Source organism: Bacillus sp. NSP9.1, from assembly GCF_000465465.2.
In the GTDB taxonomy this organism is placed as follows: domain Bacteria; phylum Bacillota; class Bacilli; order Bacillales; family Bacillaceae; genus Bacillus; species Bacillus sonorensis_A.
Window position 1 is genome coordinate 4,276,597 of the sequence record NZ_CP048273.1, and the last position, 19,711, is coordinate 4,296,307.

At 45.7% G+C, this 19,711-nt stretch carries 17 protein-coding genes; 11 read left to right on the forward strand and 6 right to left on the reverse strand.

Translation table 11 applies throughout. From position 1 onward, the window contains the following. Window positions 1–29: 29 nt before the first annotated feature. The 3 genes from M654_RS22005 to M654_RS22015 all read right to left on the reverse strand — a co-directional run bounded on the left by M654_RS22005 (window position 30) and on the right by M654_RS22015 (window position 3,701). On the reverse strand, window positions 30–1,766 hold the full coding sequence (locus tag M654_RS22005) for a glycosyl hydrolase family 18 protein (protein ID WP_051290342.1): 1,737 nt from the start codon (window positions 1,764–1,766) through the stop codon (window positions 30–32). A gap of 469 nt (window positions 1,767–2,235) precedes the next feature. Next, window positions 2,236–2,970 (reverse strand): chitin disaccharide deacetylase, encoded by a 735-nt coding sequence (chbG, locus tag M654_RS22010; protein WP_026585787.1) that lies wholly within the window; start codon window positions 2,968–2,970, stop codon window positions 2,236–2,238. A gap of 14 nt (window positions 2,971–2,984) precedes the next feature. Beyond that, window positions 2,985–3,701 (reverse strand): GntR family transcriptional regulator, encoded by a 717-nt coding sequence (locus M654_RS22015; protein WP_026585786.1) that lies wholly within the window; start codon window positions 3,699–3,701, stop codon window positions 2,985–2,987. A gap of 163 nt (window positions 3,702–3,864) precedes the next feature. Between M654_RS22015 and M654_RS22020 the strand changes: the two genes are divergently transcribed. From M654_RS22020 to M654_RS22045, 6 genes are all read left to right on the forward strand, one after another. Beyond that, a complete protein-coding gene (locus M654_RS22020; RefSeq protein ID WP_026585785.1) occupies window positions 3,865–5,190 on the forward strand; it encodes a 6-phospho-beta-glucosidase in 1,326 nt (441 codons plus the stop codon). Beyond that, a complete protein-coding gene (celB, locus tag M654_RS22025; protein ID WP_026585784.1) occupies window positions 5,187–6,470 on the forward strand; it encodes a PTS cellobiose transporter subunit IIC in 1,284 nt (427 codons plus the stop codon). Before M654_RS22020 ends, celB begins: the two co-directional genes overlap by 4 nt. Window positions 6,471–6,488: 18 nt before the next feature. Next, a complete protein-coding gene (locus M654_RS22030; RefSeq protein ID WP_152520948.1) occupies window positions 6,489–6,821 on the forward strand; it encodes a PTS sugar transporter subunit IIA in 333 nt (110 codons plus the stop codon). After that, entirely contained in the window at window positions 6,818–7,120 is a 303-nt protein-coding gene (locus M654_RS22035; protein ID WP_026585782.1) for a PTS sugar transporter subunit IIB, read from the forward strand. The genes M654_RS22030 and M654_RS22035 overlap by 4 nt, the downstream gene beginning before the upstream one ends. Before the next feature lie 133 nt (window positions 7,121–7,253). After that, on the forward strand, window positions 7,254–8,666 hold the full coding sequence (glcD, locus tag M654_RS22040; RefSeq protein WP_026585781.1) for a glycolate oxidase subunit GlcD: 1,413 nt from the start codon (window positions 7,254–7,256) through the stop codon (window positions 8,664–8,666). Continuing rightward, window positions 8,663–9,994 carry a (Fe-S)-binding protein gene (locus M654_RS22045; protein ID WP_026585780.1) on the forward strand — a complete coding sequence of 444 codons (1,332 nt, stop codon included), beginning with the start codon at window positions 8,663–8,665 and terminating at the stop codon, window positions 9,992–9,994. The genes glcD and M654_RS22045 overlap by 4 nt, the downstream gene beginning before the upstream one ends. Before the next feature lie 60 nt (window positions 9,995–10,054). Here the strand turns inward: M654_RS22045 and M654_RS22050 are convergent, their stop codons facing one another. Beyond that, window positions 10,055–11,773: a serine hydrolase gene (locus tag M654_RS22050; RefSeq protein ID WP_026585779.1), complete on the reverse strand. Its 1,719-nt coding sequence runs from the start codon at window positions 11,771–11,773 to the stop codon at window positions 10,055–10,057. Between the two features lie 166 nt (window positions 11,774–11,939). Here M654_RS22050 and M654_RS22055 point away from each other — a divergent pair, with 166 nt between their 5' ends. Together M654_RS22055 and pepF are read left to right on the forward strand one after the other, a co-directional pair. Further along, a complete protein-coding gene (locus tag M654_RS22055) occupies window positions 11,940–12,197 on the forward strand; it encodes a GlsB/YeaQ/YmgE family stress response membrane protein (RefSeq protein ID WP_026585778.1) in 258 nt (85 codons plus the stop codon). Window positions 12,198–12,311: 114 nt separating this feature from the next. Beyond that, on the forward strand, window positions 12,312–14,126 hold the full coding sequence (gene pepF / locus M654_RS22060; RefSeq protein ID WP_026585777.1) for an oligoendopeptidase F: 1,815 nt from the start codon (window positions 12,312–12,314) through the stop codon (window positions 14,124–14,126). A 56-nt stretch (window positions 14,127–14,182) separates the two neighbouring features. On the opposite strand, the gene M654_RS22065 is transcribed toward pepF, so the two are convergent. Further along, a complete protein-coding gene (locus tag M654_RS22065) occupies window positions 14,183–15,673 on the reverse strand; it encodes an amidase (protein ID WP_026585776.1) in 1,491 nt (496 codons plus the stop codon). Window positions 15,674–15,760: 87 nt separating this feature from the next. On the opposite strand from M654_RS22065, the gene M654_RS22070 reads away from it, so the two are divergent. Then, window positions 15,761–16,213 (forward strand): GNAT family N-acetyltransferase, encoded by a 453-nt coding sequence (locus M654_RS22070; protein ID WP_026585775.1) that lies wholly within the window; start codon window positions 15,761–15,763, stop codon window positions 16,211–16,213. Window positions 16,214–16,238: 25 nt separating this feature from the next. Here the strand turns inward: M654_RS22070 and M654_RS22075 are convergent, their stop codons facing one another. Next, on the reverse strand, window positions 16,239–17,366 hold the full coding sequence (locus M654_RS22075) for a type II asparaginase (RefSeq protein ID WP_026585774.1): 1,128 nt from the start codon (window positions 17,364–17,366) through the stop codon (window positions 16,239–16,241). A gap of 984 nt (window positions 17,367–18,350) precedes the next feature. Here M654_RS22075 and M654_RS22080 point away from each other — a divergent pair. Together M654_RS22080 and M654_RS22085 are read left to right on the forward strand one after the other, a co-directional pair. After that, window positions 18,351–18,836 (forward strand): hypothetical protein, encoded by a 486-nt coding sequence (locus M654_RS22080; protein WP_026585773.1) that lies wholly within the window; start codon window positions 18,351–18,353, stop codon window positions 18,834–18,836. 96 nt (window positions 18,837–18,932) lie between these two features. Beyond that, on the forward strand, window positions 18,933–19,649 hold the full coding sequence (locus M654_RS22085) for a DUF6060 domain-containing protein (protein WP_051290326.1): 717 nt from the start codon (window positions 18,933–18,935) through the stop codon (window positions 19,647–19,649). Window positions 19,650–19,711 lie beyond the last annotated feature (62 nt).

A 19,711-nucleotide genomic window follows, 5' to 3' on the forward strand; every position in this document is an offset into this window, starting at 1 on the left:
AATCCCAATCTCTCTTTATCGTTTTCTATTTATTTGCAATCACCGACTAACCGCCATACTCCCCACTCGCCGGTCTGATCCGGCTGATCTCCTTTTGTCCACCACTGCGCTTCGTATACTTTGCCGTTAAAAACGACACGATCTCCGCCTGTGTAGACGGCGGTATCTTTCCATTCGTTATATGCACATGATTGGTCTGAGCTTGTCGATGCCTCTATCGTTGGTCCGGTATGGAGCTTTCCGTCCGCATCCTTTGCTGACACTGTAAATGAATAGGTCGTATTCGGCTTTAAATCGCTTATTGTCACCATTGTTTCCTTGACCGACACGGACTTGTTTCCATATGTCACGACATACTCTGTCATATCGGCTCCGGCATTCGGCGCCTCCCATGCCAGGCTGATACTGGTTGCGGTTTTTTCTGTTACATGCACATTTTTCGGGGCGGATGTCGGGGGCTCCGGATTGCCGCCGTCAGGCACAAAGTCTAAATCGGCTGCTAATTTGTTGAGCAAAGTCTGATTTGAATCACCGCTGAAATCCCAAAACATAGCCCCGCTTAGTCCGTTTGCTTGAATGAAATCGGTTTTGTATCCATAGGATTCTTCATCATCGTAGGTAATGAAGTTTCCATTCTCCGCATTGTACAAGAACGGCACTTTTGCTCGATCATTCCAATATCTTTTATAACCGTTTTTATTGATGTAGTTCTTTTCAAGATCTGAAAAATCAAATACTCCCTTTTCCCAGGTCCCTTCTTTAGCCGGTCCGCATTTCTGATATTCTCCGTTGTCTTGAGATTCACAACCGCTCCAGCCTCTGCCGTAAAACGGTGTTCCAAGCACTAATTTATCCGCTTTGACACCGGCTTCCTTGTAACGCTTGACGGTGTTTTCAATGTTATAGCTTTCAGCGTTTGGAACGCCGGCTTCTTTCGCTTTTGGATCATAGAATAACGGAGCGTTGTGGGCGCTTATCCCTTGCCATCCGCCATTAAAGTCATAGGTCATGATGTTAATCCAATCAACCGTTTCAGCAATTTTATCTAATTCAGTGTTGCTCACATATTCGGGGCTGGCACCGGATGCGATCGTCAGCAAATATTCCTTGCCATCCTTCGCTTCTGCGGCGTCAAGCTTTTCGCGTACATCCTGCAAAAGCAGCGTGTAGTTTCTTTTGTCCTCCGGACGGGTGCTGTTTCCCGGCAGTCCTCCGCTAACCGGGTATTCCCAGTCAAGGTCAACGCCATCAAACCCATATTTTCTTAAAAAATCGACCGCTGAAGCAGCAAAATTTTCTCTTGCACGAGGATCTGCCGCAACATCTGAAAAGCGGTTTGACCAAGTCCATCCGCCGACTGATATGAATGTTTTCAAATGAGGATGGCTCTTTTTCAGCTTCAACAGTTGTTTAAAGTTGCCCCGAATCGGCTCGTCCCAAGCATCGCCAGGATTGGACTTTTGTGCATCGATCCACGGATCCCCCATAACGATCGATCCATTTGGAACATCAATCACTCCGCTTTCATCCTGGCAGGACCACGTCTGCGGGTTGGGACCTGTCGGGTCAGGGTTTCCATGTCTTCCCTCCCAGCAAATATCGGCAAATGCATAATTGATATGACTGACCTTAGAGACATCCATATCCCACACTTGAAAGTCCCTTCCATACGCACCCCAGGATGGATAATAGCCAATGATTTTATAGTTTTTGTCAGAGCTTGCTTTCGCACTTTCCCCATTAAAAAACGACAGACTTAGAATCATCGTAAAAATGAACGAAAAAACAAGAAACTTTTTGTTTGAAAACACTTATTCCCATCCCCTTTTCATCAAATTTTTGCTGTCAATCAATGAAACTTTATTTTGTTCACCACCTTTTCAATAGGTTTATATTCACCTTGTAAGACATAGCAGTGGTGACAAAGAAGATCACAAGGAGAAAACGCTTACATTAATCGATATGTGGATTTAAACTGTAAGTCTTGATGCGGTCACACATTGCAAATGGCGATTGATCCTGGATGGAAAAAATAGCGGGTTTACGAAAATACGTATAGTTGTCTATACCTTATATGGCAAGAACACTTTTAAGCAAACGTTTGATTAACCGCAAAATTTGTTATGACAAATTGATAATAATTAGAATATTCTGAATTGTCAACGTCATTATTTATTTGATCCCGGAAATGTCCATGGCATTTCCGGGGTACATGCTTTTACAAGAATTGCAGTTTTACAGACTGGCATAAGATATAAGGCGAATATCCGAACATTGTATGAAAGCTGTTTTCAACGAAGGATCTGTCAATAATGAAAGCTCATAGACCCGCGGATAATGGTATGAAGATTTCTCGAGCAGCCGTTTATCGACATAAGCCGGGTGGCACATGACTTCAATGACCGACGCCTCTTGATGAAGATCGAGGAAGGATGATAAGTCTTTCAGTCTGTCCACTTTCAGCTCAAAGGCATCATTCGATTTCACATTTTTCCACAAGGAAGGATGGTCATCGTTCACCTTTCTGCAGGGCAGATGATACTCTGTCGCCAGCTTTACAAACACCTCGGAAAGATTTCCGTATGTATGGATATGATGGTGGCTGTCGATATGTGTCGGATGTAAGCCGCAGGTGAGGGCTTTTTCTATCTGTGCTTTCCATTCCTTATACACTTCATCAAGATCGATGTCGAAAAAACCTTGATAGTATGAAAGCTTGCGAAAATTCCCATCCTCATCCGCAACCGTTTGCAGATCGCTGAGAAGCGGACGGCCTGCTGTCAATGTCAAATGAACACCGACCCCAAGTGCGGGATTTTCCCGTGCAAGAGAGACAGCATGCTCCATTTCTAACATATTGGTCATGATCGTCGTCGATGTGAGAACTCCGCGCTGGAACGCCTCAATGATGCCGAGGTTCACTCCTCTTGAAAGTCCAAAATCATCGGCGTTTATGATTAAAGCTTTCATCCTTCAATCCCCCTCTATTCATAGTCGCGTTCTATGAAGAATTCAACGCGGTCTCCGCGGAAATAGGCCAGAGAAAACTCCACGACTTCTTCAGACGCCAAAAATGTTTGCGTTGCAATCTGGAAACAAGGCGTGCCTTGTGTGATATTCAAATGCTGTGCAATTTCTTCATCGGAAATCAAGATTTTGATTTGCTCTTCGGTTCTTTTTATCGTATTGCCTTGGCTGCTAATGCACTGGTACAGTGAAATATTGGCCATTTCTTCCGTTATCTCGGGGACGAGGTCGGCTCTGACAAAGGCCGTTTCGAACTGGATTTCTTCCTCATCCGCATAGCGAATCCGCTTCACCTGATAGACCAATTGTTCACCATCAATCCCAAGACGGTCTTGGATTTTTTTTGATGGTTTTATTTTTTGCAAATCCACAACTTTGATTTTCGGTTTCATGCCTTGCGCTTTTAATTGATCTGCATAACGGAGATGGCTGGAGCTTAAGATCTGCTTCACTTTTCCTTTGGCGACAAATGTCCCTTTCCCCTGTTTGCGGTAAATGGCCCCTTCCATAAGCAAATGATTCAAGGCGGTCCGCAGTGTTGTTCGACTGACATCATAGATTTTGCAAAATTCCGACTCCGTCGGAAGCAGACTGCCAGGCGGGTAATAGCCGCTCTCTATTTTATCTACAATATCTTGTTTAATTCGGCTGTGGAGTTGTGGTTGTTTTGCCATTCATTTTCTCCTTTGGAGTGAAATTAGTAACTATAGAATAACACAAAACGTTCGCCAAAAAAATAATTTGTTATAACAAATATGCGTGGACAAATTTGTTACTACATGTTAAGTTTCAATTGTGTTAAGCGTTTTCAAAAAAAGAGATTGGAGGAGGGGGACTATGGGGTTGAAATTAGTCGTGATAGGCGGGGGATCAAGCTACACACCAGAAATCATCGAAGGTGTCATCAAGCGGCATCATCATTTTCCAGTGAAGGAGATTGTTCTCGTCGACATTGAGGAAGGAGCAGAAAAAGTACGCATCACTTCAGAACTTGCGAAGCGAATGATCAAACGTGCGGATGTTCCGATTGAATTGAGCTATACAACAGATCGTGCGCAAGCGCTTAAGCATGCCGATTTTGTCACGGTTCAAATAAGAGTCGGAGGATTAAAGGCCAGAGCGCTGGATGAAAAAATTCCGCTCAGCCATGGTCTGATCGGCCAAGAAACAAATGGAGCCGGCGGTATTTTTAAAGCTTTGCGGACGATTCCCGCCATGCTGGATATCGCTCGCGATATAAAAGAGATTTGTCCAGAAGCGTGGCTGATCAATTTTACAAATCCGGCCGGCATCGTGACTGAAGCATTATTGAAGCATGGCCCCCATCAAAAAGTCATCGGGGTTTGCAATATTCCTTATAACATGAAAAACAGCATCGCAGAAATTTTCCGCGTGGATGCGGATCGTGTCATGATTGAATTCGCGGGGCTCAACCATTTCGTCTTCGGGCAAAGGGTATGGATAGACGGAGTGGACCGGACAGAGGAGACAATCGATCATTTATTGAATGACACCCTCGACTATTCTCCTTCCAATATTGCGATGCTGCCTTGGAATCGCCAATTTTTACGCTCTTTGCGCATGCTTCCGAACCCGTATCATCAGTACTATTACCAGTATGAAGATGTGCTTGCAAAAGATATCGAAGCATACCAAAACAACGGGACACGCGCAGATGCCGTCATGGAAATAGAAAAACAGCTATTTGAAACATACAAAAACACAGACATGCATGAAAAGCCCAAAGAATTAGAAAGCCGCGGAGGAGCTTATTACAGTGAATCAGCCTGCTCATTAATGACCTCGCTTTATCAACATTCGCTGGATATTCAGACCGTCAATACATTGAATAAAGGAAGCATACCAGATCTTCCGCATGATGCGGTGATTGAAGTCAACAGTGTCATCACAAAAAGCGGACCTATGCCGCTGACAGTCGGAAAACTGCCGGATTCAATCAGCGGGGCGGTGATTTCTATGAAAAAATTCGAGCAATTGGTCATCAAAGCAGCGGTCACAGGTGATGAAAACACGTTGTACTCCGCAATGATCATGAATCCGCTGATTCCATCTGATCATAAAGCCCAGACGGTGATGAATGAAATGCTTGAGGCTCATAAACATGATCTTCCGCAGTTCTTTGAGGAGGCAAAAGTACGATGAAACAAAATAAGATCATGACGTTCATCGAATCTAAAATCATGCCGATCGCTGGTAGAATCGGCTCTCAAAGGCACTTAATTGCCATACGTGATGGGTTCATTGCCATTATGCCTTTAATCATCATCGGCTCTCTTGCCATTCTGGTCAATCAATTCCCAATACCGGCATTTCAGGATTTCATGACCGGCCTTTTTGGCGAAGGATGGACGGCAGCCGGCGGAGCTGTGTGGAATGGTTCATTTGCCATTTTAAGTTTGCTGGCCGTTGCGGCTGTCAGCTTCAAGCTAGCAGAATCTTATCGGACTGATGGTCTTTCTGCCGCATTAATCGGGGTCGGGGCATTCGCCGTCCTTACACCGACGACGGAAGACTTTGGCTTTTCCATGACTTGGCTGGGGGCTCAAGGCCTTTTCGTCGGATTGATCACGGCTTTGCTGTCAACAGAAGCATTCAGGCTCTTCTCTCAAAATGAGAAACTTAAAATTAAAATGCCTGACGGCGTGCCTGATGGCGTGACAAAATCCTTGAATGCTTTATTGCCGGCTGCTGTGATTTTGGCGGCAGCAGGATTATTGAACACTCTGATCGTTTATTTTTCCGGACAAAGCTTACACGAGCTGGTCTTCAGCACGATCCAGGAACCGCTTCAAGGCCTTTCCAACACGGTTGGATCAGCATTGGTTTTTACTTTCTTGAATCACTTGCTTTGGTTTTTCGGATTGCACGGAACAAATATCCTCGGACCGATTATGGAATCCATCTACCTTCCGCTCATTCAGGAAAACCAGCATTTATTCTCGCAAGGAATGAGCGCTTTTGAAGTGCCTTATATCGTGACCAAGCCCTTCTTTGATTCTTATGTGTTTATGGGAGGATCGGGGACGACATTGGCTTTGCTCGCTGCTATTTTTATCGGCGTGAAATCGAAGCACTACAAAACGATCGGAAAGGTATCCGCCGCACCAGGCTTTTTTAACATTAATGAACCTGTCCTGTTCGGCCTTCCCATCGTATTAAATCCGATTATGTTCATTCCTTTTATATTGATTCCATTAGTTTTAACGGTTACATCATACATCGCTTTAGCCTCCGGGCTCGTTCCGAAAACGGTAGCCATCCTTCCATGGACGACACCGCCGATTGTCAGCGGTTATCTTGTAACCGGAGGATCAATCCGGGGAGTTTTTTTGCAAATCTTCAATCTGGCGCTGGCTGTCTTGCTCTACCTGCCATTCATTAAAGCGGCAGAGAGAGCCGCCCTGTTAACAAACCGAAAGTGAATAAAGGAGTGAAGGCTTTTGACACATCCATTGAATCTGGAACAGGTGTCATTTGAAATCATCTTGCATGCTGGAAATGCGCGTTCATCTGCAATGGAAGCATTGCAGTGTGTGAAAAAAAGCGAGTACGAGTCAGCAAATCAAAAGATCCAAGAAGCAGATGCGGAACTGCTTCAAGCGCATCAGGCGCAAACCCGCTTATTGCAAAAAGAGGCGCAAGGCCAACGCCTTTCACCCAATCTATTATTAATCCATGCACAAGACCATTTGATGACGTCCATGACTTTAAAAGATTTAGCGAACGAAATGATTCATTTATATCAAGCCCTGAGGAGAGGAAGTGAAGCATGAAGATAGCACTTGTATGTTCCGCCGGAATGTCGACTAGCATGCTGGTAAAAAAAATGAGGGAAGAAGCGGGAAGCCGTGACATCAATGCAGAAATCAACGCTTATGCTGAAGCAGATTTACAAAGCCATCTGGAGGATATTGATGTCATACTGATCGGACCGCAAGTCCGTTATTTAAAAAAACAAATGACAGAACGAGCCGCACAGTACAAGACGCCCGTGGATATCATTGACCAAATCGCATATGGAATGATGAACGGAGCAAAAGTTCTGGATCAAGCGATCGAACTGACGCAATAATGCCGTCTCTCCACACTAAAAACAACCCATTTTCTTTCCGGAAGCGGGTTGTTTTTATTTTATAAGTTTAAAAGAATGATTTTTTGAAATCGTTTCAATTTTGTATAATGATTGGTAAAGGATGTGATCACAAATGATTTCCACCAAAATCAAATCCCAACTGATGGATATCGTCGGGCATGAGAATTATGATGATTCCAATGCCGGACGGCTCGTCTACTCGTATGATGCCACACCGCAGTTCCAATCAATGCCTGACGCCGTCATTGCGCCGCGCAGCAAGGACGAAGTATCGGACATATTGAAAATTGCAAGCGCCCACCGCATCCCGATTGTGCCGCGGGGTTCCGGCACCAACCTCTGTGCAGGCACTTGCCCGACAGAAGGCGGGATCGTGCTCCTGTTTAAACATATGAATCAGATATTGGAAATCGATGAAGAAAATTTGACTATGACCGTTCAGCCCGGAGTCATCACACTGGACTTGATTCGTGCAGCAGAGGAAAAAGGGCTGTTTTATCCTCCCGACCCCAGTTCAATGAAAATTTCCACAATCGGCGGAAATATCAATGAAAATTCGGGCGGTTTACGGGGGCTGAAGTATGGTGTGACCCGTGATTATGTCATGGCTTTAGAAATCGTTTTGGCCAACGGGGATATCATCCGCACCGGGGGAAAGCTTGCCAAAGACGTCGCCGGCTACGATCTGACGCGTTTATTTGTCGGCTCTGAAGGGACGCTCGGCATCATCACTGAAGCTACGTTAAAATTAATCCCTGCTCCCGAAACAAAGAAAACCGTCCTCGCTCTCTATCAAGACATCGACGCTGCAGCCAAATCTGTATCAGACATCATCGCTCACAAAATCATTCCGACAACCCTTGAATTTCTTGATCAGCCGACGCTTCAAGTCATCGAAGACTTTGCAAAAATCGGCCTCCCCGTCCATGCCAAAGCTGTTCTTTTGATTGAACAGGACGGATCGGCTGAAACGGTCAGCCGGGACATCGGCATCATTGAAGACATCTGCAAAAAAGGAAATGCCGTGTCCGTGCAAACAGCACAGACGGAAGCCGAAGCGGAAAATTTGCGCAACGCGCGCCGTGCGGCACTATCTGCTTTGGCCCGTTTAAAGCCGACGACCATTCTGGAGGACGCCACAGTCCCCCGCTCAAAAGTCGCTGAAATGGTTAAAGCGATCAACAACATCGCCAAAAAACACAACATCACCATTTGCACATTCGGTCATGCCGGAGACGGAAATCTGCATCCGACTTGCACGACTGACATACGAAACAGCGAAGAAATGGAACGAGTCGAAAAAGCTTTTGAAGACATCTTCAAAAAAGCCGTTGAACTCGGAGGAACCATCACTGGCGAACACGGAGTCGGCGAAATGAAAGCCCCCTATTTGGAGCTTAAAATCGGTGAGGCTGGAATCGCTGCGATGAAAGCCTTGAAACAAGCATTTGATCCATACAACATTTTGAATCCAGGGAAAATATTTGCGAAAGACTCCCGCAAACGGGTGGTGGTAGCAAAATGACGACAGCAAAAGAACAAAAAGTCATCCAGCAGCAGTTTAAAGAGCGGATGGATGAAGAAGAACTGCTCAATTGCATGCGCTGCGGCTTCTGCCTTCCATCGTGCCCGACCTACATAGAATCGGGCTTTCAGGAAAGCCATTCTCCGCGGGGGCGGATCGCCTTAATGAAAGCGGTCGCAGACGGGGTGATTGAGCCTGATAAAGATGTCGAACGCTCTCTTGACCTTTGCCTCGGCTGCCGCGCCTGTGAACCGGTATGTCCGTCAGGAGTTCAGTACGGGCGTTTATTGGAGGAGGCAAGAGACATTATTCAGCAGCATAAAAAACACTCCCTTCCTAAAAAGGTGCTGCGCAGTGCTGTATTTAAAGGGCTGTTCCCTCATCAACAGAGAATCCGGGCGCTGACCGGAATGCTTGGCTTCTATCAGCGCTCCGGCATGCAAACCATCATCAGAAAATCAGGCATGCTGCGGATGTTGCCGGAACACCTGGCAAAAATGGAAAGCATCCTGCCCAAAGTCCCGGATATGAAGCAGCTGAAAAGCCGCCCAGACCATCTGCCGCCGCTCGGCGGTCACAAGAAGCGCGCCGCTTTCTTCTCAGGCTGTTTAATGGATACCTTGTTCCTGGACACAAATATGGCCACGATCAAACTGCTGCAAATGGCGGGGTGCGAAGTCGTCATCCCCGACCGGCAGGCCTGCTGCGGCGCTCTGCACGGCCACAGCGGCGAGAAGGATCTGGCCGTTCAACTGGCAAAACGGAATATTCAGGCATTCGAGGCATTGGACGCCGATTATATCGTGACAAACGCCGGCGGATGCGGAGCATTTTTAAGCGAATATGATCATCTTCTCAAAAGCGATCCCGACTGGTGGGAACGGGCGGCATCCTTCACAGGCAAGCTGAGAGATTTTTCCTCCGTTCTATTGGAGCTGGACTTTGCTGAAAAATCCCTTGAACTGCCTGTTCAGACTGTCACCTATCAGGACTCATGCCACCTGCGCAATGTGATGAAAACGTCTGCCGAGCCCCGCCGGCTCCTCCGCAGCATCAAAGGAATTGAATTCAAAGAAATGAAAAACGCTGACAGCTGCTGCGGCTCGGCCGGCATTTATAATATCGTGGAAGCGAACATGTCGATGACAATACTCGATTCCAAGATGGAAGCAGCACAAGCGGTTCAAGCGGAAACGATTGTCACCGCTAATCCCGGCTGCCTCCTGCAAATGAAACTCGGCATTGAACGGGCTGGACTGTCGGATCATGTCAGAGCCGTCCATCTCGCTGATTTACTATGGGAAGCCAGCGCCGGAAAGATGACTTAAATGGACTCGACATTCTTATCTATTTCTCGGGAAATAAAGTCGAATCGTTTCTATGAGAGGTTATTTCCGGACAGCAGGAAACTCGCCGTTCGGCTGGATAAACCGAAGGCCTTTCACCTGTTCGGAATCATCCGTCTCAAACCGAATGCTGTATCCAGGCAGATGTTTGATTTGAAAAGTCAGCTCACGGTAAGGCACAAGCTCGTATACCGGCTGACCAGGCAATGTTACCCTTAGTGTCCGCTCCCCTCCGAGGGAAACAGCGACTTCTGTTCCGTCTTCAAGCACATACACTCCAGTCAGCAAAGCGAGAAATTCAGGATCGGACAATCGCTCATCAGGCTTTTTCACAAACTCGATTTCTTTTGCACCGGGCGCCATTTCAAACGGTACGGAGAAACGGCTGATATGTCCGTTCACATCAATGGTAAAGGATGCCAGAAGCTTGGTCGTCTCAGAAAGCTTCAGCTCCATTTCGAACGTATCATAATGATAATGAGTCAAAGGCATGACAAACGAATGAAACAGCGCCTGCAATGTTCCGTCGGTAAGCTCTATTTTTAATTCTCCGTAGCCCGGATGCTCATAGATCCCCGTATAATCCTCAAGAGCATGGGACGGCTGCGTTCCTTCGATCTTGCTTAAATGTGCGGTGCGATCCTGTCTAATGAGAGCCGCTTTCATTTTTTCCGCTTCACCTTTCAAGCGGCTGCTCCAATCGATGTCACAGAGACCAAGCATACGATCAAAAATATGGTATGCCAGCACATTTGGGAGCAGGCTGGCGTTCATATTGGTCAAAATGACGACGCCGATTTTTTCGTCAGGCATGAAAGAGACAAGCGATGAAAAGCCGTCGATATTTCCTCCGTGGTGAATCATGCGGTATCCCCTGTACGGCTCGATGATCCAGCCAAGCCCATAGCTTGAAATTGGGATCTCTTTCGCTTTCATGAACGGGTCGCATGGAATATAAGGAGTATGCATTTCATTCAGGCTCCCGGCCGATAAAATGCCGCTGAACTCTCCGCTGCCAAGCTGGAACCTCACCCAGTTGGCCATATCCAGCACATTCGAATTGATGGAACCTGCCGGCCCGATCGCATCGATATTGCGAAATGGAATTTGTTCTGCTGATCCGGCTTTTTCTTGATATGGCAAGGAATGATCCGGCTGCTTTTTCATATCCTCAACCGAAAAATTGCTTGATGTCATTTTTAAAGGCTCAAACAGCCGCTCTTGCACAAGCCCTTCCCAGGTCGTGCCGGCCACTCTTCCCGCCAGAAGACCGGCTGTCATATACATGAGATTTTGATACTGCCAAATCGAACGAAAATCCTTGTTCGGCTCCAAATAGCGAATGCGCCTGAGGAGCTCCTCCCTTGAAAAAGGGGAGTTGTACCACATCATATCATGCCGGGGAAGTCCGGAACGGTGGCATGTCAAATCCCTTGGGGTCATCCGTTCAGTCGCTACAGGATCATGCATGTGAAACTCCGGCAGGTATTCCCTGACAGGCTTATCCCATTCCAGCTTTCCTTCATCAGCCAGAATCGCCATCGCTGCTGTTGTAAAAGCCTTAGTCGCCGAACCGATGGCAAACACGGTCTCCGGATTCACTTTTAAATTCCTTTCTTTGTCTTTATAGCCGAACCCTTCCGCCATGATGATCTCATCGTCTTTAATGATGCCAACCGCAGCGCCGGGCACTTTCCACCGCTTCATTTCTTCTTCTGCAAACTCGTGAAAACCTTTCAACTCTTTCAGGGGGTGTCTCATGCCAAACTCCTCTCTCTGCTTTTATGAGTTGTATGCCTTTTCTTGGTGTTGGTATGTCATACGTTTGATTTCTGAGAATGGTTTCATTGAGAAAAAACAGTGGTATAGTTCCTCATGAATGTCAAAAGCTAAGGGAAAGACGGAAAATATCAAGGAGGCAATATCTGTGTTTGGACTGATTTGGTCTTTAATCATCGGAGGGATTCTCGGCTGGCTTGCGGGCCTTATTATCAGACGGGATGTACCTGGAGGAATCATCGGCAACATCATCGCCGGATTTGTCGGTTCATGGCTGGGATCACTGATCTTAGGAAACTGGGGGCCGATGATTGGCGGATTTAATATCATCCCCGCTCTGGTTGGGGCGATCATCCTGATCTTTATCGTGAGCCTTGTGATGCGAAGCATGAGTGAACGCAAGTGAAGCAATAAAACGGCGGTTTCATCAGAAATCGTCGTTTTTATTTTGTTTCATTCAGCCTCTGTCTTTTATATAATTAATTAGAAACACGAAATAATCGGAATTGGGGGAGATCGATTGAAAAAAGCGGCTGAAAAGAGACTGAACCGTTCAGAAGTTGCGAAAGAGATGACATGGAAACTGACAGATTTGTTTTCTTCAGACGCAGCTTGGAAAGACGAGCTGGCCAACATTGAGGATGACTTATCGGCGATCACATCTTTTAAAGGAAGACTTCATGAAGGCGCACAAGTCCTGCTCGATTGTTTGCTGATGGAAGAACAGATCATGAAGCGTTTAAGCAAGGCTATCGCCTATATCTACCTCAAAAAGTCAGAAGATTTGACAAACCCCATCAATCAAGCGAATGCTTCAAAAATGGCCGCGCTGAAGGCGAAAATCAATGCGGGCCTTTCATTTATCGAATCAGAGATTTTACAACTTCCCGAGGCTGTCATTGAGTCGTACATAAAAAGTGAAGAAGAATTCGAACCTTTCCGAAACATGCTGACGGACATGTTAGAGCGCAAGCCGTACAAGCTTTTGCCGGAAACGGAAGAAGCGCTGGCCATGTTGGGCGAAGTGTATGAAGCGCCCTACAAAATCTTCGGAATGGCGAAACTGGCAGATATGCGATTTGAACCGATTACCGATTCAAATGGCCGTGAACTCGCCAATTCGTTTGCGCTATATGAAGGCAGATATATGTTTTCCCCTGATACGGACATTCGCAGAAAAGCCTTTGACTCATTTGTCGATACCTTAAAGCAATATCAAAACACAATTGCCGCCGCATATGAAACAGAAGTCAAAAAACAAGTGGCGATGTCCTCCTTGCGCGGATATGAATCAGTCACCCACATGCTCCTGCAGCCGCAAAGCGTGACACTTGAGATGTACCACAACCAGCTGGATGTCATCAAACAGGAGCTTGCGCCACATATGCGAAGGTATGCCGGCCTAAAAAAACGTGTACTCTGTCTGGACGAGATGCGCTTCTGCGATTTGCAGGCCCCGCTCGACCATGGCTTCAACCCTCAAACTACTTTTGCAGATGCAAAAAACATGATTCTCGATGCTTTACAAGTGATGGGCCCTGAGTATGCACAAGTGATGAAAACCGCTTTAACTGAAAGGTGGGTCGATTTGGCTGACAATGTCGGCAAATCAACAGGCGCCTTTTGCTCAAGCCCGTACGGCGCTCATCCTTACATTTTAATGACCTGGACGGATACGATGCGGGATGTCTTTACCCTTGCCCATGAACTGGGCCATGCCGGCCATTTTTATTTCGCAGCCCGCGATCAGCGGATCATGAACATCAGCCCTTCTTTATTTTTCGTGGAGGCTCCTTCGACGATGAATGAAATGCTGCTCGCACAGCACCTGTTCTCACAAACAAATGATTCAAAGATGAAGCGCTGGGTCATCAATCAGCTGCTGGGCACGTATTACCACAACTTTGTCACCCACCTGCTCGAAGGGGAGTATCAGCGCAGGGTGTATCAGCTTGCAGAACAGGGGCGCGCTCTTACTGCCTCTGCGCTGTCTGAACAATCAAGCAAAGTGCTTTCCGAATTCTGGGGCGCAGAAGTCGTGATTGATGAAGGCGCCAGCCTGACATGGATGCGCCAGCCCCATTATTACATGGGCTTGTACCCCTACACTTATTCAGCAGGATTGACTGCTTCAACATTGGTTTCACAGATGATCAAGCATGAAGGGCAGCCGGCGGTGGACAGATGGCTGTCTGTCTTAAAAGCAGGAGGAACAATGAAACCCCTTGACCTGTTAAAGCATGCCGGCGTCGATATGTCGACTGACGAACCGATCCGCCGGGCCGTCCGCTATGTCGAGTCATTGGTGGATGAGCTGGAAATGCTGTATGGTTAAAACAAAAGAACGGCGCCTGTTCAGGCGTCCGTTCTTTTGTTGCGGTGATGTGCCGGCTAAAACATCGGGTTTCCTTTCATTCCAACCCATAAATCGGACTGCTCTAAGGTATAGGCGATCCGAAGCAGCCAATGCTCTTTTCCTTTCGGAGCCGTAAACTGAACCCCCAGCGGAAGCCCATCGCTTGTCATATGGACCGGCACGCTCATCGCCGGCTGGCCGGTTAAGTTTGCAAGCTGTGTGAATGGGGTAAATGTCAGGCTTTTCAAAAACATTTGATAGATAAGCGCCTGCTGTTCGTCTTTTTCCATGCCGCTTACCTTCTTGAGCTCTTCCGCTTCTTTTTGCGTGTGGGTCAGCTCGCCGACCTTTGGCGCGGGATAGGCCGAGGCAGGGGTCACGTATACATCATAGGTTTCATGAAACGCCGCCATTTGTGCGGCGGCTTTATCCCAAGAAGCTAAGCTCGCGGTAAACTCCGCCGCCGTCACTTTTTTGCCGGCTTCATTCAGAACCCATGTGACGATTTCCACATCCTGTGCCGTGATCGGCCGTCCGAGCGTTCTTTCCATTCCTAAAACCATTGCCGAGATTTCACCGCTGTTCATCAAATAGTAGTTTTCTATTAAGCGGAGCCCGTCGACTCCGTTCGTCTGTTCCTCAACATGATGCCCTTCAGCTTCAAGCCATTTCACGGTGTGATAAACAGCGCGCTTGGCCTCATCGCTGACAGGCGTTCCTACGGGACTTTCCACAGAAAAAGCGATTTTCAAAGGGCGCTGTGTCCCTATTTGCAGATCATCGGCATATCGTCCGGGAAATAAAGGCGTTTGAAAAGCAGCTTCCGGCTGGATCGTTTGCAGAATGTCCAGCAGTGCCGCGCTGTCTCTGACAGTCCGTGACAGAACAAAATCAATCGACGCACCCTGCCACTGACGACCGGCTCCAGGGCCGACAGGCGTTCTGCCGCGGGTCGGTTTCAGACCGAACAGCCCCGTAAAAGAAGCCGGAATCCGAATGGAGCCTCCCCCATCACTCGCTCCAGCCACGGGCACGATTCCCGCCGCCACCGCCGCTGCCGAGCCGCCGCTTGATCCTCCCGGCGAATAAGCGGTATTCCACGGATTCCGCGTCGGCCCGTACAGCTCAGGTTCAGAAATATTTTTCAACCCGTATTCAGGTGTGTTCGTGTGCCCGAGAAATAAAAACCCTGCCTCGCGCAAGGTTGCGACAAAATTCGAATCGCGCTTTGCGGTATAGGACTTGAGCAGCTTCGCCCCGGCTGTCAGCGGCTCTCCTTTTATCGCTTGGGAAATATCTTTTAAGAGAATGGGCACACCGGCGAACGGCTGCCTGGAAACATCAAGCTGTTCGCTTTCATGCATGACCCGGTCTTTTCTCGTCCGCACGACCGCATTGATTCCCGGATTGACTTGCTCCAGGCGGGCAAAGGCGATGTCGGTTAATTCGGCTGCTGTGACTTCCTTTTTTTTGATAAGCTTAGATAAGCCTACGGCGTCATACGCCATATATTCAGATATATTCATATCTGCACCTCTCCTTTGGGTTCGCTAATGTTTATTTTGCACGAGACCCTGAAGGATTTCAATTGTTTCAGATAGGGGGAAAGAGAAATGATCATTCAAAAGCTTTCACGTGAAAACACGCTGCCGATGGATTTGCTGCTGTCGGCAGATCCGTCGGAAAAACTGGTCAAAGACTATGCCGAAAGAGGGCAATGTTTCACTGCTGAAATCAACCGGGAAATAGCCGGGGTTTATATCCTGCTGGCGACAAGGCCGGAAACGGCCGAATTGGTCAATATTGCAGTCAAAGAGGAGATGCAGGGAAAGGGAATCGGAAAACAGCTGATCATGCATGCGCTAAAAACGGCAAAATCAGAAGGGTTTAAAACGATGGAAATCGGCACCGGAAATTCAAGCATCGGACAGCTGGCTTTCTATCAAAAATGCGGGTTCAGAATCACAGGGATAGACCGGGATTTTTTTATCAGGCATTATTCAGAACCCATTTATGAAAATGGCATTCAATGCATCGATATGATCCGGTTATCGCAGGATTTATAAAAGCCGCCGAATCACCGGCAGCTTTCTAATACTCATTAAAATAGTTCTGGATTTTTTCAGGGTCATCTGTTTTGGTCAGAGCAAGCATCAGTAAAATCCGGGATTTTTCCGGGTTCAACGAATTGGAGGACAACAGCTGTTTCTTTTCCAGATCCGGATTCGGTGTTACGACTCCGCTCCCGGTGCGGCTCGAGCGGACGACGGCCGCTCCTTTTTTCACAGCCGCTGTCGCGCCTTTTTTCGCTTCATCGGAAATCGAGCCGTTTCCGCTTCCCGCATAGACGATGCCTTTCGCCCCCGCTTTGACAGCGGCATCGAACAAAAAGCGCCCGTCGCTTTGATAGCCGTAAATAATGTCGACTTGAGGAAGCTTATCGATTTTTGAAATATCAAAGTCTGTTTCCGTCGTATGCTTTTTCGTCACTTCATTATGAAAATAGATGTCGTCGGCAATGTTGCCGAGAAAGCCCATTTCCTCCGACTTAAATGTATCAGGAGCCGTTGTGTTTGTTTTTGTTACATACCTCGCGGCTCCGATGCGGTCATTCATGACGATCAGCGTTCCTTTCCCGTTCGCCTTCTCGCTCGCCGCTACTTTTACGGCGTTGTAAAGATTCGCAGGTCCATCCGCTCCGATCGCTGTTGATGGCCTCATAGATCCGACAACGACGACCGGTTTATCGCTTTTGATGACAAGGTTTAAAAAATAGGCCGTTTCTTCAAGTGTATCTGTGCCGTGCGTGATGACAATCCCGTCGATATCGTCAGAAGCCAGCAGCTTCCCGACACGCTTGCTCAACTTCAGCAAAATGTCGTTGGTCATATTTTGACTGCCGATATTGGCGATCTGTTCGCCGCTGATATTCGCAAGATCCTGCATCTCCGGAACGGCTTCGATCAACGTATCAATCCCGAGTGCCCCCGCTTTATAATTGGTTGTCGATGTTTTTGACTTATCCGCGCCCGCAATCGTTCCACCTGTAGCCAGGATTTTGATATTGGGCAAATCTTTATTTTTTTGACCTGTGCTGACTGTCTTTGTTCCCGTTTTCGCTTCAGCTTTTGTTTCATTTAAAGACTCATTTGCACCGGAGCACCCGGTCATCATCAGCAATAAGCCTATAACAATAAACAACATTCGCCGTTTCATCATGATTTTAGATCTCCCCCTGCTTCTTCGTATGTAGCTTATGTATTTGTATTTTCTCTGACTCCATCCCTTTCATACCAGTTTAAATTTTCTTAATTTTACGTTTATTATTTCCATCGGAAAAGCATGACCTTAAAATGGACAAAGAGCTAATGAATCCTTAGCAGAGAAGATTCATTAAAATAATTGGAAATTATTTTTATTAGGTGAATTTATACTATTAAGAACCAAAGTCATTGCAATGTTAAAGAAGATAATATAATTCATGGCGTGTGGTTATACCGGGGAAATGAAATTAATCCAAATAACAAACTTGAAAAATTTATGAGGATAACTGTTTAAAAAAAGGGGATATTCGTTCCCGATTATTCTCTTTCCGAAGGTGAGCGAACCCTTGTAAGCATATTTTTACAGAATACCTAATAACATCTTTACAAATTAAATGTGTAGCAGTGTTCGTGAAATAATCGGATTTTTAAAAATAAGTGGAAATAAGCGATAGAAAAAGGAATCGCAAGGTATGTTCTAAATACAGACTCGCGTTAATTCTTCTTTAGATCATGGCACAAAGGAATTTAAGAAAGTTGCCCATATTATGTGACATAAAAAATCCTTTCAGAGATTATATAGAAATACAATGTAGATGATGCATACAGAATCATTTCGGTGAAAATCTCATGATTTAATGAATGAGTTAGACTACCCACCATGTTTACATTTCACCAAAAGCCCGACCATTTTATGATTTCTAAATGTACTCTGAAAGGGTAAATGATGTCTTTACGCTTTGTTGCGGCATAAACATTTGACTTTCCAGTTCCGTGCAAAAACCTATTGAACTCTTCACTTTCTCGGTGATTTCCTGCATTATTAACCTTGATCCATCAATAAAAATTCATTTTTGACTTTGATATGTAAAAAGGAAATTTTAAACCTTAAGCGAATTAATATAACTCGGTTATAAAACAAAAATAGTGGAGGTCAAGTATGAAACAATATAAAATCATACTTCTTTTAGTTCTGATACTCGCAGGATGTTCGAGTGCCAAAGACAACCAGGAGGAACAACAATGGTTTAATAGTGAAGAAAAAGCCATTGAGCATGGTATTCAAAGTGAAAATATAAACAAAAGTGATATTTTAGAAAAAGTTGATTTGAATGGTGAAAAAGTAATTGTTTTTCGATTCACTGAATCTGACGGAAAAGGAATTTGTATTGCTCACATCATTCATAAAAACAACAAATATCAGTGGAATCGCAACTTCCAGCATATAATTTTGAAATCAGATAAACCCAACATAGGTAATTTAGATGTTTCTGCAGACTTTAAAACATCACAAGGAAAGAAATACAGGCTATACTTAGGGGTTGCCGACAAACAAAATTTTACATTTGAAACTGATGACGGTCTTGAAACGACACCAACTATCGATAAAAAAACGAATATGTATTACTATATAATGACTAAATAGTCTAAAATTAGGTTTTTTTGTCGAAGAAAAAAGATGTACGCCCCTCCTTTTATCCGGTAATATGGTTTTAAAAGGAAATAAAGGGGGATGATTTGTTTGAATCTGTCAATGAAAGGCCTGATAGCTTCTAGCACAATTGTACTTGGTTTAACTTTTTCTATTCCTGCTTTTGCAGAGGAAAACACAGAACCAGAACGGTTTTATGATCCTGAATTGGACGCTGAAGTCACCGCTTACGAAAATACTGAAAATGGTCTCATTCCGCTTACAGAAGAAGAATATAAAGAATTCACTCAAGATAAAGAATCAGAGGAATCAGAATTTCCAGATCTATCAACAACTAGCTTTAATTCTTTTAAGACAGCGTCCTCTGGTGATTTTACAACACAAGACTATCGAGAATACTGGAAATACTCCGAATCCAAAGTTACTACATACACAGGTAATCCTATTCAAGTAACATCATCGATTAACTGTAACACTTCAGGAGGATGTCATATTACCAAAAATGTATCAGCAACAGTATCAGCTTCCTTTAGCGTAAACTCTCAAGCTGAAAAAAGTGCAATTAAAGCCGGTGTATCTTATACATGGGTGAGCAGTGCGACAGACTCAAGTACGTATACCTTCAAACTAAAAAAAGGTGAACGTGGTTATATTGCTTTTAAACCGACAAAAAGAAAGTCTTCCGGAAAACTTAAAAGATATTCTAATTGGGATGGGTATCTATTTAGCAAATCTGCTTACTGCAGAAATCCTGTTAAACTATCAAACGGAGAAGCGAAGGGAACTTACTTATTTGTTCACAAATGATAAAAGTCAAATCAAAGAGAGTAGGTCAAATAACTGCTCTCTTTATTGATCCCAAGACGCCA

Bases quoted from the DNA above. Each gene is read 5' to 3' on its own strand.
- M654_RS22080 (WP_026585773.1), top strand. From the start codon at position 18,351: ATGAAACAATATAAAATCATACTTCTTTTAGTTCTGATACTCGCAGGA.
- glcD (WP_026585781.1), top strand. From the start codon at position 7,254: ATGATTTCCACCAAAATCAAATCCCAACTGATGGATATCGTCGGGCAT.
- M654_RS22045 (WP_026585780.1), top strand. From the start codon at position 8,663: ATGACGACAGCAAAAGAACAAAAAGTCATCCAGCAGCAGTTTAAAGAG.
- M654_RS22015 (WP_026585786.1), bottom strand. From the start codon at position 3,701: ATGGCAAAACAACCACAACTCCACAGCCGAATTAAACAAGATATTGTA.
- M654_RS22070 (WP_026585775.1), top strand. From the start codon at position 15,761: ATGATCATTCAAAAGCTTTCACGTGAAAACACGCTGCCGATGGATTTG.
- celB (WP_026585784.1), top strand. From the start codon at position 5,187: ATGAAACAAAATAAGATCATGACGTTCATCGAATCTAAAATCATGCCG.
- M654_RS22075 (WP_026585774.1), bottom strand. From the start codon at position 17,366: ATGATGAAACGGCGAATGTTGTTTATTGTTATAGGCTTATTGCTGATG.
- chbG (WP_026585787.1), bottom strand. From the start codon at position 2,970: ATGAAAGCTTTAATCATAAACGCCGATGATTTTGGACTTTCAAGAGGA.
- M654_RS22065 (WP_026585776.1), bottom strand. From the start codon at position 15,673: ATGAATATATCTGAATATATGGCGTATGACGCCGTAGGCTTATCTAAG.
- M654_RS22020 (WP_026585785.1), top strand. From the start codon at position 3,865: ATGGGGTTGAAATTAGTCGTGATAGGCGGGGGATCAAGCTACACACCA.
- M654_RS22005 (WP_051290342.1), bottom strand. From the start codon at position 1,766: ATGATTCTAAGTCTGTCGTTTTTTAATGGGGAAAGTGCGAAAGCAAGC.
- M654_RS22035 (WP_026585782.1), top strand. From the start codon at position 6,818: ATGAAGATAGCACTTGTATGTTCCGCCGGAATGTCGACTAGCATGCTG.
- M654_RS22050 (WP_026585779.1), bottom strand. From the start codon at position 11,773: ATGAGACACCCCCTGAAAGAGTTGAAAGGTTTTCACGAGTTTGCAGAA.